Annotated in this window: 12 protein-coding genes; 6 read left to right on the plus strand and 6 right to left on the minus strand. The window is 53.3% G+C overall.

What is annotated here, in order from left to right; translation table 11 throughout:
* The first annotated feature begins 194 nt into the window (after positions 1 to 194).
* Complete coding sequence (gene pepN / locus FDX24_RS06130; protein WP_137363996.1) at positions 195 to 2,807, plus strand: aminopeptidase N; 2,613 nt, start codon at positions 195 to 197, stop codon at positions 2,805 to 2,807.
* Positions 2,808 to 2,911: 104 nt separating this feature from the next.
* On the opposite strand, the gene ssuB is transcribed toward pepN, so the two are convergent.
* The 5 genes from ssuB to ssuE are packed head-to-tail and all read right to left on the minus strand — an operon-like array spanning position 2,912 to position 7,162.
* Entirely contained in the window at positions 2,912 to 3,679 is a 768-nt protein-coding gene (ssuB, locus tag FDX24_RS06135) for an aliphatic sulfonates ABC transporter ATP-binding protein (protein WP_137363997.1), read from the minus strand.
* Positions 3,676 to 4,467: an aliphatic sulfonate ABC transporter permease SsuC gene (gene ssuC, locus FDX24_RS06140; protein WP_137363998.1), complete on the minus strand. Its 792-nt coding sequence runs from the start codon at positions 4,465 to 4,467 to the stop codon at positions 3,676 to 3,678. The genes ssuB and ssuC overlap by 4 nt, the downstream gene beginning before the upstream one ends.
* A 10-nt stretch (positions 4,468 to 4,477) precedes the next feature.
* Complete coding sequence (gene ssuD, locus FDX24_RS06145) at positions 4,478 to 5,623, minus strand: FMNH2-dependent alkanesulfonate monooxygenase (protein WP_137363999.1); 1,146 nt, start codon at positions 5,621 to 5,623, stop codon at positions 4,478 to 4,480.
* Positions 5,620 to 6,594 carry a sulfonate ABC transporter substrate-binding protein gene (locus tag FDX24_RS06150; RefSeq protein ID WP_137364000.1) on the minus strand — a complete coding sequence of 325 codons (975 nt, stop codon included), beginning with the start codon at positions 6,592 to 6,594 and terminating at the stop codon, positions 5,620 to 5,622. Before FDX24_RS06150 ends, ssuD begins: the two co-directional genes overlap by 4 nt.
* Positions 6,587 to 7,162 carry an NADPH-dependent FMN reductase gene (gene ssuE, locus FDX24_RS06155; protein ID WP_137364001.1) on the minus strand — a complete coding sequence of 192 codons (576 nt, stop codon included), beginning with the start codon at positions 7,160 to 7,162 and terminating at the stop codon, positions 6,587 to 6,589. Before ssuE ends, FDX24_RS06150 begins: the two co-directional genes overlap by 8 nt.
* Before the next feature lie 243 nt (positions 7,163 to 7,405).
* Between ssuE and pyrD the strand changes: the two genes are divergently transcribed.
* Positions 7,406 to 8,416, plus strand: a complete 1,011-nt coding sequence (gene pyrD, locus FDX24_RS06160; protein ID WP_101742829.1) for a quinone-dependent dihydroorotate dehydrogenase — start codon at positions 7,406 to 7,408, stop codon at positions 8,414 to 8,416.
* 166 nt (positions 8,417 to 8,582) lie between these two features.
* The gene (gene zapC / locus FDX24_RS06165; protein WP_061067635.1) at positions 8,583 to 9,125 is read left to right on the plus strand and encodes a cell division protein ZapC; all 543 of its coding nucleotides are present in this window, start codon (positions 8,583 to 8,585) and stop codon (positions 9,123 to 9,125) included.
* On the opposite strand, the gene FDX24_RS06170 is transcribed toward zapC, so the two are convergent.
* The gene (locus tag FDX24_RS06170; protein WP_137364002.1) at positions 9,122 to 10,228 is read right to left on the minus strand and encodes a YcbX family protein; all 1,107 of its coding nucleotides are present in this window, start codon (positions 10,226 to 10,228) and stop codon (positions 9,122 to 9,124) included. The genes zapC and FDX24_RS06170 overlap by 4 nt on opposite strands.
* 98 nt (positions 10,229 to 10,326) lie before the next feature.
* Between FDX24_RS06170 and rlmKL the strand changes: the two genes are divergently transcribed.
* Genes rlmKL through pqiA form a run of 3 tightly spaced genes read left to right on the plus strand, consistent with a single transcriptional unit; the run spans position 10,327 to position 15,623 of the window.
* On the plus strand, positions 10,327 to 12,435 hold the full coding sequence (gene rlmKL, locus FDX24_RS06175) for a bifunctional 23S rRNA (guanine(2069)-N(7))-methyltransferase RlmK/23S rRNA (guanine(2445)-N(2))-methyltransferase RlmL (protein ID WP_101742827.1): 2,109 nt from the start codon (positions 10,327 to 10,329) through the stop codon (positions 12,433 to 12,435).
* Positions 12,436 to 12,447: 12 nt separating this feature from the next.
* Positions 12,448 to 14,355, plus strand: a complete 1,908-nt coding sequence (locus FDX24_RS06180; protein WP_101742826.1) for an ABC transporter ATP-binding protein — start codon at positions 12,448 to 12,450, stop codon at positions 14,353 to 14,355.
* 14 nt (positions 14,356 to 14,369) lie between these two features.
* Positions 14,370 to 15,623: a membrane integrity-associated transporter subunit PqiA gene (pqiA, locus tag FDX24_RS06185; protein WP_137364003.1), complete on the plus strand. Its 1,254-nt coding sequence runs from the start codon at positions 14,370 to 14,372 to the stop codon at positions 15,621 to 15,623.

Raw genomic sequence — 15,623 nt, forward strand, 5'->3', positions numbered from 1 at the left:
CTGTTTAGCGATTTATTGAACCCCGATCACACCATAAGCTGTCTTTCTGGTCGAGGGCAATTCGTGCCGCGTGTTATAAAAATGTAGCAAAAAGGGCGTTTGTGCCTGAAAAGATGAACATTCTGCGTAGCGTGATTTACGCAACAGGAATAGACTGAAGCCGAGACTCTACCAAAGATGCTAAAGGTTTTTTTATGACACAACAGCCACAAGCCAAATACCGCCACGACTACCGTGCGCCGGATTACCAGATTACTGATATTGACTTGACCTTTGACCTGGATGCTGAAAAAACCGTGGTCACCGCAGTGAGCCAGGCTGTCCGTCATGGTGCATCCGATGCGCCCCTGCGCCTGAATGGCGAAGATCTGACCCTGGTGTCAATCCACGTGAATGATGAACCGTGGACAGCATATAAAGAAGAAGAGGGCGCTCTGGTCATCAATCAACTGCCGGAACGTTTTACGCTGCGTATCGTGAATGAAATTAGCCCAGCGGCGAATACCGCGCTGGAAGGGCTTTACAAGTCAGGTGACGCGCTGTGTACCCAGTGCGAAGCGGAAGGCTTTCGCCATATTACCTGGTATCTCGACAGGCCGGACGTGCTGGCGCGTTTTACGACCAAAATTATTGCCGATAAAACCAGATATCCATTCCTGCTTTCCAACGGTAACCGCGTGGCGCAGGGCGAACTGGAAAACGGTCGCCACTGGGTACAGTGGCAGGATCCATTCCCGAAACCGTGCTATTTGTTTGCGCTGGTAGCGGGTGATTTCGACGTGCTGCGCGACACCTTTACCACCCGCTCCGGGCGTGAAGTGGCGCTGGAACTGTATGTCGATCGTGGGAACCTGGACCGCGCGCCGTGGGCGATGACCTCGCTGAAAAACTCCATGAAATGGGATGAAGAGCGCTTTGGCCTCGAATATGATCTCGACATCTATATGATTGTCGCCGTGGATTTCTTCAACATGGGCGCGATGGAGAATAAAGGTCTGAACATCTTTAACTCCAAATACGTGCTGGCGCGTACCGATACCGCCACCGACAAAGATTATCTCGATATTGAGCGCGTCATCGGTCACGAATATTTCCATAACTGGACCGGCAACCGCGTGACCTGTCGCGACTGGTTCCAGTTGAGCCTGAAAGAGGGGTTAACCGTGTTCCGCGATCAGGAATTCAGTTCCGATCTTGGCTCACGTGCGGTAAACCGTATCAGCAATGTGCGTACCATGCGCGGCCTGCAGTTTGCTGAGGACGCCAGCCCGATGGCGCATCCTATCCGTCCGGATATGGTCATTGAAATGAACAACTTCTATACCCTGACCGTATATGAGAAGGGTGCGGAAGTGATTCGTATGATCCACACCCTGCTGGGTGAGGCTAACTTCCAGAAAGGGATGCAGCTGTACTTTGAGCGTCACGATGGTAGCGCCGCGACCTGTGATGATTTCGTGCAGGCGATGGAAGATGCGTCGAACGTCGATCTCTCCCATTTCCGCCGCTGGTACAGCCAGTCCGGTACGCCGATTCTGACCGTGCGAGATGACTACAATCCAGCAACGGAACAGTACACACTGACTATCAGCCAGCGTACGCCAGCCACGCCGGATCAGGCTGAAAAGCAGCCCTTGCATATTCCTTTTGCCCTTGAGTTGTATGACAACGAAGGGAAAGTGATCCCGCTACAAAAAGGCGGGCACCCGGTGAATTCCGTACTCAACGTGACCCAGGCAGAGCAGACGTTTGTCTTTGATAACGTCTACTTCCAGCCGGTTCCGGCGCTGCTGTGCGAATTCTCCGCGCCGGTGAAACTGGAATATAAATGGAGCGATCAGCAACTGACCTTCCTGATGCGCCATGCGCGTAACGATTTCTCTCGTTGGGATGCGGCGCAAAGCCTGCTGGCGACCTATATTAAGCTCAATGTTGCCCGTCATCAGCAGGGACAACCGCTGTCGCTGCCGGTCCACGTGGCCGATGCATTCCGCGCGATTCTGCTCGATGAGAAAATCGATCCGGCACTGGCGGCAGAGATCCTGACGCTGCCTTCAGTAAATGAAATTGCCGAACTGTTCGACATCATTGATCCGGTGGCGATAACCGAAGTACGCGAAGCGTTAACCCGCACGCTGGCGGCCGAGCTGGCGGATGAATTCCTCGCCATCTATAACGCTAATCATCTTGATGAATACCGCGTTGAGCATGGCGATATTGGCAAACGTACGCTGCGCAACGCCTGCCTGCGATTCCTGGCCTTTGGCGAAACCCATCTGGCTGACACGCTGGTAAGCAAGCAGTACCGTGAAGCGAACAATATGACCGATGCGCTGGCGGCGCTGTCTGCGGCGGTCGCAGCACAGTTGCCGTGTCGTGACGCGCTGATGCAGGAATACGACGACAAATGGCACCATGACGGTCTGGTGATGGATAAATGGTTTATCCTGCAGTCCACCAGCCCGGCGAGAAATGTGCTGGAAACGGTACGCGGCCTGCTGAAGCATCGTTCCTTTAGTATGAGTAACCCGAACCGCATCCGTTCGCTGATTGGTGCCTTCGCGGGCAGCAACCCGGCGGCATTCCATGCGGAAGATGGTAGCGGTTATCAGTTCCTGGTGGACATGCTGACTGAGCTCAACAGCCGTAACCCGCAGGTGGCGTCACGTCTGATTGAGCCGTTGATTCGTTTAAAACGCTATGATGCAAAACGTCAGGCGAAGATGCGTGCGGCGCTGGAACAGCTGAAAGGACTGGAGAATCTGTCAGGCGATCTGTTCGAGAAAATTACTAAAGCGTTGGCCTGAGACGTTGACCTGTAGTTTTGTTGGCCGGATAAGGCGGTAACGCCGTCATCCGGCAAAATGCCCGGTGGCGCTCATGCTTACCGGGCCTACAACGTCCTGAATGTTTATCCATGCAGTCGGATTGACTGTTCTGCCTCGCCACGCTGCATCACCCGGTTCAACACCTCGGCTTCCAGTTCTGCCAGACGCACCGAGCCAATCCGGCGTGGTCGCGCAATATCCACCGTTAAATCCAGTCCGATTTTTCCATCCTCAATCAGCAAGACACGATCGGCCATTGCCACCGCTTCGCTGACGTCATGGGTGACCAGCAGTACGGTAAAGCCGTGCTCTTGCCACAAAGAGACAATCAGATCCTGCATCTCAAGGCGGGTTAAGGCATCCAGCGCGCCGAGGGGTTCATCCAGCAGAAGCAGACCGGGGCGATGAATTAATGCCCGCGCCAGGGCCACGCGCTGTTTTTGTCCGCCAGAAAGCGCTGCGGGCCACTCCTGAGCACGATTCTCCAGCCCAACTGCGGCCAGCGCATCTCGGGCTGCATTGCGCCAGTGACCTTTCAGACCCAGACCCACGTTATCGATAACCGTCTTCCATGGCAGCAGACGCGCATCCTGAAACATCATTCGCGTATCATCCTGAATCTCTGCCAGCGGGGTGGTTCCGGCGAGTAATGCGCCAGAGGTGGGCGACTCCAGCCCAGCCAGCAGGCGCAGCAACGTACTTTTACCTCCGCCACTGCGGCCTACCACGGCAACGAACTGTCCGGCCGGAATATGCAAATCTAACTGATTGAGCACCGTATTGGCGGCGTATTGTTTTGTCACGGCGCTCAGCAAAAGCGGCGTGCCCTGGTTCAGGCGAGCGGTGTTCATACGGTAGCCTCCTTCACATGGTAAGCCGGGTTCCAGCGCAGCCAGATTCGCTCCAGCAGTTGGGCACTGACATCGGCTAGTTTGCCGAGCAGGGCATAGAGAATAATGGCCACCACGACCACATCGGTTTGTAGAAATTCGCGGGCGTTCATCGCCAGGTAGCCAATACCGGCATTGGCTGAAATGGTTTCTGCGACGATAAGCGTCAGCCACATCAGCCCGAGAGCGAAACGCACCCCAACCATAATCGAGGGCAGGGCGCCGGGGAGGATCACATGAATAAACAGTGAAAAACCAGACAACCCATAGCTGCGCGCCATTTCAACCAGCCCGCGGTCGATATTGCGTATCCCGTGCCAGGTGTTGATGTAAATCGGGAACAGCGTGCCCAGGGCGACGAGAAAGATCCTGGCGGATTCATCAATACCGAACCACAAAATCACCAGCGGGATCAGCGCCAGATGCGGTACGTTACGCAGCATCTGCACCGAGGTATCCAGCAGGCGTTCTCCCCAACGCGAAAGACCGCTGATCAGTCCCAGCGTCAGGCCAATCGATCCACCGATAGAGAATCCGATCAGCGCGCGCCAGGCGCTGATCGCCAGATGCTGCCAAAGTTCGCCGCTGGCGGAAAGCGTCCAGAAAGCTTCGACCACGCCCTCCGGTGAGGGCAGGATGCGGTTGGACAGCCAGCCCATTGATGATGCGAGCTGCCAGAGCGCCACCAGACCTACCGGTAAAAACCAGGGCGCGAGGCGCAATAACCACCTATTTTTCTGTGTTGCCATTAGCCGCTCCTTAGCTTTGTGCGACTTTGCGCGGGATGAATTCGTTCGCCACCGCTTCGCCTTGCTGTTGCAGGCGCTGCGGTTGCGGAATTTCGGGTATCGCGACATCCAGATGCGGGAACAGCAGCTCACCAACTCTGTATGCCTCTTCCAGATGCGGATACCCGGACAGCACAAAGCTGTCGATTCCCAGCGCGGCATACTCGTTAATACGCGCTGCGACCGTAGGACCATCTCCGACCAGTGCGGTCCCTGCGCCACCGCGTACCAGTCCGACCCCCGCCCACAGGTTCGGGCTAATTTCCAGTTTGTCGCGTTTACCGTTGTGCAGTGCAGCCATTCGCTGCTGACCAACCGAATCCGTTTTTGAGAAGGCTGCCTGGGCTTTGGCGATGGTGTCGTCATCCAGATGGGTTATCAGACGATCCGCTGCCTGCCATGCCTCGCGCGTTGTCTCCCGTACGATCACATGCAGACGAATACCGAAGCGGATCTTACGCCCGCGCGCCGCCGCTTTAGCCCGCACCTGTTCAATCTTCTGTTTCACCTGTTCGGGCGGCTCGCCCCAGGTCAGGTAGAGATCAACCTGTTCGGCGGCCAGATCTTGTGCGACGTCAGACGAGCCGCCGAAATAGAGTGGAGGATGTGGCCGCTGGATCGGCGGGAAGAACAGTTTTGCCCCGCGAACATGAATATGTTTGCCGTTGAAATCCACCGTTTCACCTTGCAGCAAGCGCCGCCAGACCTGAGTAAATTCGCCAGAGGCTTCATAGCGCCCGGTGTGATCGAGGAACACGCCGTCGCCAGCCAACTCCTGCGGATCGCTGCCGGTCACCAGGTTAAATAGCGCCCGACCATTAGAAAGCCTGTCGAGCGTTGCTGCCTGACGCGCGGCAACCGTCGGCGAGGTGACGCTTGGGCGTAGCGCGACCAAAAATTTTAACCGCTGGGTGACCGGGATCATCGAGGCGGCGACCAGCCAGGCATCTTCGCAGGAGCGACCGGTGGGGATCAGCACGCCGGTAAACCCCAGACGGTCGGCCGTTTGCGCAATTTGTTGCAGATATCCGTGATCGACCGGGCGCGAACCTTCTTCCGTTCCAAGATAATGACCGTCACCGTGGGTGGGTAAAAACCAGAACATGTTCAGACTCATAATTTTTCTCCTGCCTGCTGAGTGGGTTGCCAGATACGCTGGCGAATATCGATTTTTTTCGGCACCAGACGGTTGTCATAAAACAGATCCGCGGTTTGTTGCTGTAGCGCAGCAACAGAGTCGCTGACGGGCGTAATGGTGGTTGGCGGGCGGTGATCCAGATAAGAGGCAATTACCGGCTCAGGCAGGCCCATGGTTTTAGCCAGCAGGGCAATGCTTTGCTGGCGCTGGCTGAGGGTTAACGCATCGGCCTGGCTAAAGGTATTCAGTATGCCAAGAATAAAAGCGCCATTTTTTTCGGCATAAGGACGTGCGGCGAGATAAAACGAACCGGTTTGCTTGAGGTCTGAGCCGTCTTTCAGCACGCGTACATCACCTTGCAATAACGCGGCGGAATAGTAGGGATCCCAGATAGCCCACGCATCAACGTTTCCTTGCTGGAAGGCCGCTCGCGCATCGGCTGGCGTCAGATAGGTCGGTTGAATATCGGTAAATTTCAGCCCAGCCTGTTGCAGTGCACGGAGCAGTAAATTGTGGGCGCTGGAACCTTTCTGGAAAGCGACTTTATGTCCTTTAAGCTGCGCGACGTTCTGGATCGGGCTATTTTTCGGCACCAGAATCACTTCAGCTTTCGGTTTGGGGGGCTCAACGCCCACGTAAACCAGATCGGCCCCCGCGGCCTGGGCGAAAATGGGTGGAATGTCACCCGTACTGCCGAGATCGATACTGCCGATATTGAGCGCTTCCAGCATTTGTGGCCCGGCAGGGAACTCAACCCACGAGATTTTGGTTTGCGGGTAGCGTTTCTCAAGTAGCTGATGGCTTTTGGCCAACACCATGCTGACGCTCCCTTTCTGATAACCAATGCGTAGAGCATCGGGCGCAGGTTCTGCGGCGTGCGCCAGCGTTGACAGTGACAGCAGCCCAGCCAGTGTGAACCACGACGTGTGACGTTTGAGCAGATTAAGCATGGGCGGCACCTCGCAGGGCATTCAGTTGAGGGAGTTGGATATCGCGACGATGCAATGCCAGCCAGAAGGTGTCGAGCGCACTATCCATGCGCTGCTGCAGGTTGGGCGTAAACTGCGGTTTATGCTGATAATCGATGACCTGCGAATCATCGGCAAATACGCCGTGCAGGATCTCCTGGGCTTTTAACGCACTCAGTACCGGTTTCAGCGCGTAATCGACGGCCAGTAAATGCGCCACGCTGCCGCCGGTCGCCAGCGGCAACACCACTTTTCCTTCCAGCGCCCGCTCGGGGAGCAGATCGAGCAGCGTTTTCAGTGCGCCAGAGTAAGCGGCTTTATAGACTGGTGTTGCGACAATCAGCCCGTCTGCATCCTGCAATTGTTCGATAAATGTGTTCAACGCCGGACTGTCAAAACGGGCATAGATCAGGTCTTCCGGGGCAAAATTGTGCAGGTTCCAGTGAAAGACTTCGACATCATGACTGTTGAGTTTTTCTCGGGCATATTCCAGTAACGCGCTGGAGCGAGAGGGAAAGCGTGGGCTTCCCGCCAGAGTAATGACGCGCATAATTTCAACCTCTCCTTATAACTAATTGTTTGCTTTTAGTTAACATTGATAACAATTTATGCAGTCTGGCAGAGAGATTTTGTTTATCGAAATGATTTATACGGGATAGAAAAGTTGGAAATTGAATAAAAAGGCAGGGGCCAGGAAAACGATTGCTATTTATTGCCGCAGGTCAATTCCCTTTTTGCTCGCGATCGCACATAATACGCCCCCGGTTTGCACACCGGGAATCCAGGAGAGTTCATGTACTACCCCTTCGTTCGTAAAGCCCTTTTTCAGCTCGATCCAGAGCGCGCTCATGAATTGACATTCCAGCAGTTACGTCGCATTACCGGCACGCCGCTTGAAGCGCTTGTCCGCCAGAAAGTACCGGCAAAACCGGTTACCTGTATGGGGCTGACGTTTAAAAACCCGCTCGGTCTTGCTGCCGGACTGGATAAAGACGGGGAGTGCATTGATGCACTTGGCGCGATGGGATTCGGCTCAATTGAAATAGGTACCGTGACGCCGCGTCCTCAGCCGGGTAACGATAAACCGCGTCTGTTCCGTCTGGTTGATGCAGAAGGTTTGATCAACCGCATGGGGTTTAATAACCTGGGTGTTGATAACCTGGTTGAGAACGTTAAAAAATCGCATTTTGACGGTATTCTGGGGATTAATATTGGCAAGAATAAAGATACCCCAGTAGAGAATGGCAAAGATGACTATTTGATTTGTATGGAAAAAGTCTATGCTTATGCAGGTTATATTGCGATTAATATCTCTTCACCGAATACGCCGGGATTACGTACGCTGCAATACGGCGAGGCTCTGGACGATCTGCTGACGGCTATTAAAAATAAGCAAAACGATCTGCAAGCGATCCACCATAAATATGTGCCGGTGGCGGTAAAGATCGCGCCGGATCTTTCTGTGGAAGAACTGATCCAGGTTGCTGACAGTTTAGTTCGGCATAATATTGATGGCGTAATTGCGACTAACACCACGCTCGATCGTTCGCTCGTTCAGGGAATGAAAAATTGCGATCAAATGGGTGGTCTGAGCGGGCGACCATTGCAATTAAAAAGTACAGAAATTATTCGCCAGTTGTCTCAGGAATTAAAAGGGCAGTTGCCAATTATTGGTGTTGGCGGGATCGACTCGGTGATTGCCGCGCGGGAAAAAATGGCTGCCGGCGCAAGCCTCGTACAGATTTATTCGGGCTTTATTTTTAAAGGTCCGCCGTTGATTAAAGAAATCGTCAGCAATATCTGATCTATGCCTTAATCCGACAACCAGGGCTTTATTTCTGGCCCTGGTTGTTTTATATTCCTTTACTGTTGCTTATTTAAACATTCTGAGCTTTTATTATTAAGGCAATAAACGAAGCGGCAAAAGGATACTGTCGTAATGGCGATGATTAAGGAAAGGAGAGAAACTGATGCGAATTAAACCCGACGATAACTGGCGCTGGTATTATGATGAAGAGCACGATCGTATGATGCTCGATTTAGCCAATGGCATGTTATTCCGCTCGCGTTTTGCGCGTAAAATGCTCACGCCTGATGCTTTTTCTCCATCTGGTTTTTGTGTTGATGACGCCGCGCTTTATTTCTCCTTCGAAGAAAAATGCCGTTATCTGGATTTAGCTAAAGAACAAAAAGCGGAACTGGTGCTAAATGCGCTGGTGGCTATTCGGTATCTTAAACCGCAAATGCCAAAAAGCTGGCACTTTGTTGCGCACGGTATTAACTGGTCGCCAACCGTGGGTGACGCCGCCTGTGTGGATTTAAGCGATACCGAAGAACAGGTAAATCTGTTAGTGGTCGAGCCGGGTGAAAATGCCGCACTGTGTTTGCTTGCGCAGCCCGGAGTGGTCATCGCTGGTCGCACCATGCAACTTGGCGATGCGATTAAAATCATGAATGACAGACTGAAACCACAGGCAATTGTCGACAGTTTCAACCTTGAGCAGGCGGTCTAACTTTCCAGCCTGATTGCTGTCTTGGGTACACAACTGCAGCAAAGAATCGTTCCGTCATCGCCAATCGCTGATTTTTTCAGTGGGTTGACTTCGCCTTCTACCAGCCGAATCCGGCAGCATCCGCAAATTCCCGCACGACACGAGTAGGGAACACGGATCCCCTGGTTTTCCAGCTGTTCCAACAATACCTGCTGATTATTTCCGCGAAACGTTTGACCCTGCCAGTCAATCATCACTGTTGCATCGGGTTGTTGTTGCAAAGCCGTATCATCAGATTCCGTCGCGCTGTACAGCCGGGCGGGTCGGGTCGCCAGTATTTCGACTTCATCACCTACACGAATTACGCCGCTATTACGGGCGATGAGATTCTGGCCGAAATCGACATCACCGTTGTCCGCCGCCGTGCGGAAGGTTTGCAGCGTTGCCAGTGGCTCGCCAGACGGATGTTTCTGGCCTTTTTCTGGGCTGACGGTAGTGAAAATACAGCGGCTACAGGGTTTTGCCACATCAAAAATGACGTCGCCGATGCGAATCACTTTCCAGGTATCTTCTTCCCAGGCGCCAGCGCCTGAAATCACCAGATTAGGGCGAAACTGTTCCATTTTGACGCTTGCCGGACAGCGCTGTTGCAGATCGCGTAGCGACGCTTCATTGGTCAGCAGGTAGGGATAACCGTCGGCGAAGGATAAGGGAACGTCATCGTGGCGCTTTACCCGGCGCGTAAGTTGCGGGCCAACCCAACGCAACTGCACATCACGGGAAAAGAAACCGCTGATCCAGCGATTGATATCCGCTGGTGCTACTCGCGCGGTAAAATGATTTCCCCATACTTCAGTTGGCGCATCCTGGGCGGCGAAGTCGGCAAATCGTACGAGCGCACTGCTGCCGTCTGGCGCCGTAAGATGCAGTCCATCGTGGAAAGGAGAAGGGGTAAAGCGGACCATTTGCGGGAACTGTCGGGCAGTGATGAACGTTCCGTCAGGTTCAGTGATCATAAATATGCGATCAAAGGCAAGGCCGCTGATATCTGCCAGGGCGTGCGTTAGCCCAATGCCGCGCATTGATTTAACCGGATGGATAAAAAGTCGGGTTAACGTGACCACTGTACAGCCCCTCGAATGAAAATAAGCCTTCAACTTTATGACATACAGCCCATATTAGCTATAATGCGCAGCAATTTTCTTGGAGTAAAAGTGACATTATGAATTCTCTGTTTGCCAGTACGGCCCGCGGGCTGGAAGAGCTGTTAAAAACTGAACTGGAAAACCTCGGCGCGCTGGAGTGCCAGGTCGTTCAGGGTGGGGTCCATTTTAAGGGCGACACGCGGCTTGTTTACCAGAGCCTGATGTGGAGCCGCCTGGCCTCGCGCATTATCCTGCCGATGGGAGAATGCAAGGTCTACAGCGATCTTGATCTGTACCTCGGCGTTCAGGCAATCGACTGGACAGAGATATTTAATCCTGGTGCCACCTTTGCCGTGCATTTTAGCGGCCTGAACGAGACGATTCGTAATAGTCAGTACGGTGCACTGAAAGTAAAGGATGCGATTGTCGATGCCTTTACCCGTAAAAACCTGCCGCGTCCGAACGTAGATCGTGAATCACCCGATCTGCGCATTAACGTCTGGTTGAACAAAGATACCGCCAGCATCGCCCTCGATCTGAGCGGTGACGGCCTGCATCAGCGTGGTTATCGCGATCGCGCGGGTCAGGCGCCGATTAAAGAAACGCTGGCCGCCGCTATTGTTATGCGTTCTGGCTGGCAGCCGGGAACCCCGTTACTCGATCCGATGTGTGGTTCCGGCACACTGCTGATTGAAGCGGCGATGTGGGCAACCGATCGCGCGCCGGGCCTGCACCGTGGCTACTGGGGCTTCAACGGTTGGGCGCAGCACGATGAAGTCGTCTGGCAAGAAGTCAAAGCCGAAGCACAGGTTCGTGCACGCAAAGGGTTGGCGGACTATACCTCGCACTTCTATGGATCTGACAGCGATGCGCGGGTAATTGAAAAAGCGCGCAGTAATGCTCGCCGCGCCGGTATTGCCGATCTGATGACGTTTGAAGTTAAAGATGTCGCTAAACTGAGCAACCCGCTGCCGAAAGGACCGTATGGTACGGTTATCAGCAACCCGCCATACGGCGAACGTCTGGATAGCGAACCGGCGTTGATAGCTCTGCACAGCCTGCTGGGACGCACGATGAAAAACCAGTTTGGCGGCTGGAATTTGTCGCTGTTCAGCGCCTCGCCGGATCTGCTCAGCAGCCTGCAATTGCGTGCGGATAAACAGTTTAAAGCGAAAAATGGCCCGCTGGATTGTGTACAGAAGAACTATCACGTTGCAGAAACGACCGCTGACAGCAAACCTGCAACGGTGGCGGAAGATTATGCCAACCGCCTGCGCAAGAATATTAAGAAATTGGAAAAATGGGCACGTCAGGAAGGGATTGAATGCTATCGCCTGTATGACGCTGACCTGCCGGAATACAACGTTGCAGTGGACCGCTATGGTGACTGGGTCGTGGTTCAGGAATATGCGCCGCCGAAGACGGTTGATGCGCAGAAAGCACGTCAACGCCTGTTCGACATTATCGCCGCAACGCTGTCGGTACTGGAAATCGCACCAAACAAACTGGTGCTGAAAACCCGTGAGCGCCAGAAAGGAAAGAACCAATACCAGAAAATGAACGAGAAGGGCGAGTTCATTGAGGTGAGCGAGTATAACGCGCGCCTGTGGGTAAACCTGACCGATTATCTGGATACCGGCCTGTTCCTCGATCACCGAATTGCACGCCGCATGTTGGGGCAGATGAGCAAAGGGAAAGACTTCCTTAACCTGTTCTCCTATACCGGCAGCGCCAGCGTACATGCGGGATTGGGCGGTGCGCGCAGCACCACAACGGTAGATATGTCGCGTACCTATCTGGAATGGGCAGAGCGTAACCTGCGACTGAACGGGTTAAGCGGACGTGCGCACCGCTTGATTCAGGCCGACTGCCTGGGCTGGCTGCGTGATGCCAATGAACAGTTTGATCTGATCTTCATTGATCCGCCGACGTTCTCTAACTCTAAGCGTATGGAAGACTCGTTCGATGTGCAGCGCGATCATCTGGCGCTGATGAAAGATCTGAAACGCCTGCTGCGTAAAGACGGCACGATTATGTTCTCCAACAACAAACGTGGATTCCGTATGGACCTCGACGGTCTGGCTGAACTGGGATTGAAAGCACAAGAAATTACCCAAAAAACGCTTTCCCAGGACTTTGCCCGTAACCGTCAGATCCACAACTGCTGGCTGATTACCGCAGCCTGAAAGGAAAAATAAATGTCATTGATCAGTATGCATGGCGCATGGCTGTCGTTCAGCGATTCGCCACTTCTTGATAATGCAGAATTGCATATCGAGGATAACGAACGCGTCTGTCTGGTAGGCCGTAACGGCGCGGGAAAATCGACGCTGATGAAGATCCTGAACCGTGAGCAGGGTCTTGACGATGGGCGTATTATTTATGAGCAGGATCTGGTTGTGGCGCGTCTGCAGCAGGATCCGCCGCGCAACGTGCAGGGTAGCGTCTACGATTTCGTCGCCGAAGGGATTGCAGAACAGGCGGTTTACCTCAAGCGTTATCATGATATCTCGCATCTGGTGATCACCGACCCGAGTGATAAAAACCTCCAGGAACTGGCGAAGGTTCAGGAACAGCTGGATCACCATAATCTGTGGCAGCTGGAAAACCGTATTAATGAAGTACTGGAACAGCTTGGCCTGGAAGCAGACATGGAGCTGGCATCGCTTTCCGGCGGCTGGTTACGTAAGGCGGCGCTGGGCCGTGCGTTAGTAAGTAACCCGCGCGTACTGCTGCTGGATGAACCGACGAACCACCTGGATATTGAAACCATCGACTGGCTGGAAGGGTTCCTGAAAACCTTCAATGGGACAATCATTTTCATCTCCCACGACCGTTCATTTATTCGCAATATGGCGACGCGCATTGTCGATCTCGACCGCGGCAAGCTGGTGACCTATCCCGGGAACTACGATCAGTATCTGCTGGATAAAGAAGAAGCATTGCGCGTAGAAGAGTTACAAAACGCGGAATTTGACCGCAAACTGGCGCAGGAAGAAGTCTGGATCCGTCAAGGGATTAAGGCGCGTCGAACCCGCAATGAAGGCCGCGTGCGTGCGCTGAAAGCCATGCGTCGCGAGCGTGGCGAGCGGCGTGAAGTGATGGGCACAGCGAAGATGCAGGTCGAAGAAGCGAGCCGCTCAGGCAAGATTGTTTTCGAAATGGAGAATGTTGATTACCAGGTTGACGGGAAGCAGCTGGTGAAAGATTTCTCCGCGCAGGTGCAGCGCAGCGACAAAATTGCCTTAATTGGGCCTAACGGCTGCGGCAAAACAACGCTGCTGAAGCTGATGCTGGGACAATTACAGGCCGACAGTGGTCGCATCCACGTCGGGACGAAACTGGAAGTTGCCTATTTCGACCAGCACCGTGCTGAACTGGATCCGGATAAAACCGTGATGGATAACCTTGCTGAAGGTAAGCAAGAGGTGATGGTGAACGGTAAGCCGCGCCATGTGCTGGGCTATCTTCAGGACTTCCTGTTCCATCCGAAACGTGCGATGACGCCAGTACGTGCTCTCTCTGGCGGGGAACGCAATCGCCTGCTGTTGGCGCGTTTGTTCCTGAAACCCAGCAATCTGTTAATTCTCGATGAACCCACCAACGATCTCGACGTCGAAACGCTGGAACTGCTCGAAGAGTTGATTGACGGTTATCAGGGGACCGTATTGCTGGTAAGCCACGACCGTCAGTTTGTTGACAATACTGTTACCGAGTGCTGGATTTTTGAAGGTGGCGGCAAAATTGGTCGTTATGTGGGCGGCTATCATGACGCGCGTGGCCAACAAACACAGTATGTGGCGTTTAAACAACCCGTTGAGAAAAAAACGGAGGAAACTGTTGCGCCTAAAGCAGAAATTGTAAAACGCGGCACCAGCAAACTAAGCTATAAACTACAGCGCGAACTGGAGCAGCTTCCTGCGCTGCTTGAAGAACTGGAAGCTAAGCTGGAAGCCTTACAGACTCAGGTTGCTGACGCCGCGTTTTTTAGTCAGCCGCACGAGCAAACGCAACAGGTGTTAGCTAATCTGAACGAAGCAGAACAAGAACTTGAGCAAGCCTTTGAGCGCTGGGAGTATCTTGAGTCTTTGAAGAATGGCGCATAATTAAAGGAGCACATATGTGCGAACATCACCATGCCGCGAAGCATATTTTGTGCTCGCAGTGTGACATGCTGGTGGCGCTTCCTCGCCTTGAGCATGGTCAGAAAGCGGCATGTCCACGATGTGGCACTACGTTAACGGTTGAGTGGGACGCGCCACGGCAGCGTCCTACCGCCTATGTGTTAGCAGCATTGTTCATGCTGCTTTTATCAAACCTGTTTCCCTTTGTGAATATGAACGTCGCAGGGGTGAGTAGTGAAGTGACGTTGCTGCAAATTCCCAGCGTGCTCTTTTCTGAAGATTACGCCAGTCTCGGCACCTTCTTTATCTTATTCGTTCAGTTGGTTCCGGCCTTTTGTCTGCTGACGATCCTGCTACTGGTAAACCGGGTTGAGATGCCGGGGCGGCTTAAAGCATGGCTGGCGCGCATTTTGTTTCAGTTAAAAAGCTGGGGAATGGCAGAAATCTTCCTTGCGGGCGTGCTGGTGAGCTTTGTTAAACTAATGGCCTATGGCGATATCGGTGTGGGCAGTAGTTTCATCCCGTGGTGCTTCTTTTGTCTTCTCCAGTTACGAGCATTCCAGTGTGTCGATCGTCGCTGGCTGTGGGATGATATTGCGCCGATGCCGGCTATCAAACAGGTCTTAAAGCCAGGTGTTCCCGGTATCCGACAAGGGTTGCGTTCCTGCTCCTGTTGCACGGCTATTCTTCCGGCTGATGAGCTGGTGTGTCCGCGCTGTCAAACGAAAGGCTATGTGCGGCGTAAAAACAGTTTGCAATGGACACTGGCATTACTGTTCACGTCGATCATGCTTTATCTTCCTGCCAATATTCTGCCGATTATGATCACCGATTTGCTGGGGTCAAAACTGCCATCAACCATTCTTGAGGGCGTGGTTTTAATCTGGAGCGAAGGTTCTTATCCCGTGGCTGCAGTTATCTTTATCGCCAGTATTATGGTGCCGACCTTAAAAATGATCGCCATTGCCTGGCTATGTTGGGATGCCAAAGGGCATGGCAAACGCGACAGCGAACGTATGCACCTGATTTATGAGGTGGTGGAATTTGTCGGTCGCTGGTCAATGATCGACGTTTTTGTTATTGCGGTGCTCTCTGCGCTGGTGCGTATGGGAGGGTTGATGAACATTTATCCTGCAATGGGTGCTTTGATGTTTGCTTTAGTCGTCATTATGACAATGTTTTCTGCGATGACATTTGATCCGCGTCTGTCGTGGGACCGTGAACCAGAACCAGGCCATGAGGAGTCCTGA

This window comes from Citrobacter sp. wls716 (genome assembly GCF_005280975.1).
Classification (GTDB): Bacteria; Pseudomonadota; Gammaproteobacteria; order Enterobacterales; family Enterobacteriaceae; genus Citrobacter; species Citrobacter youngae.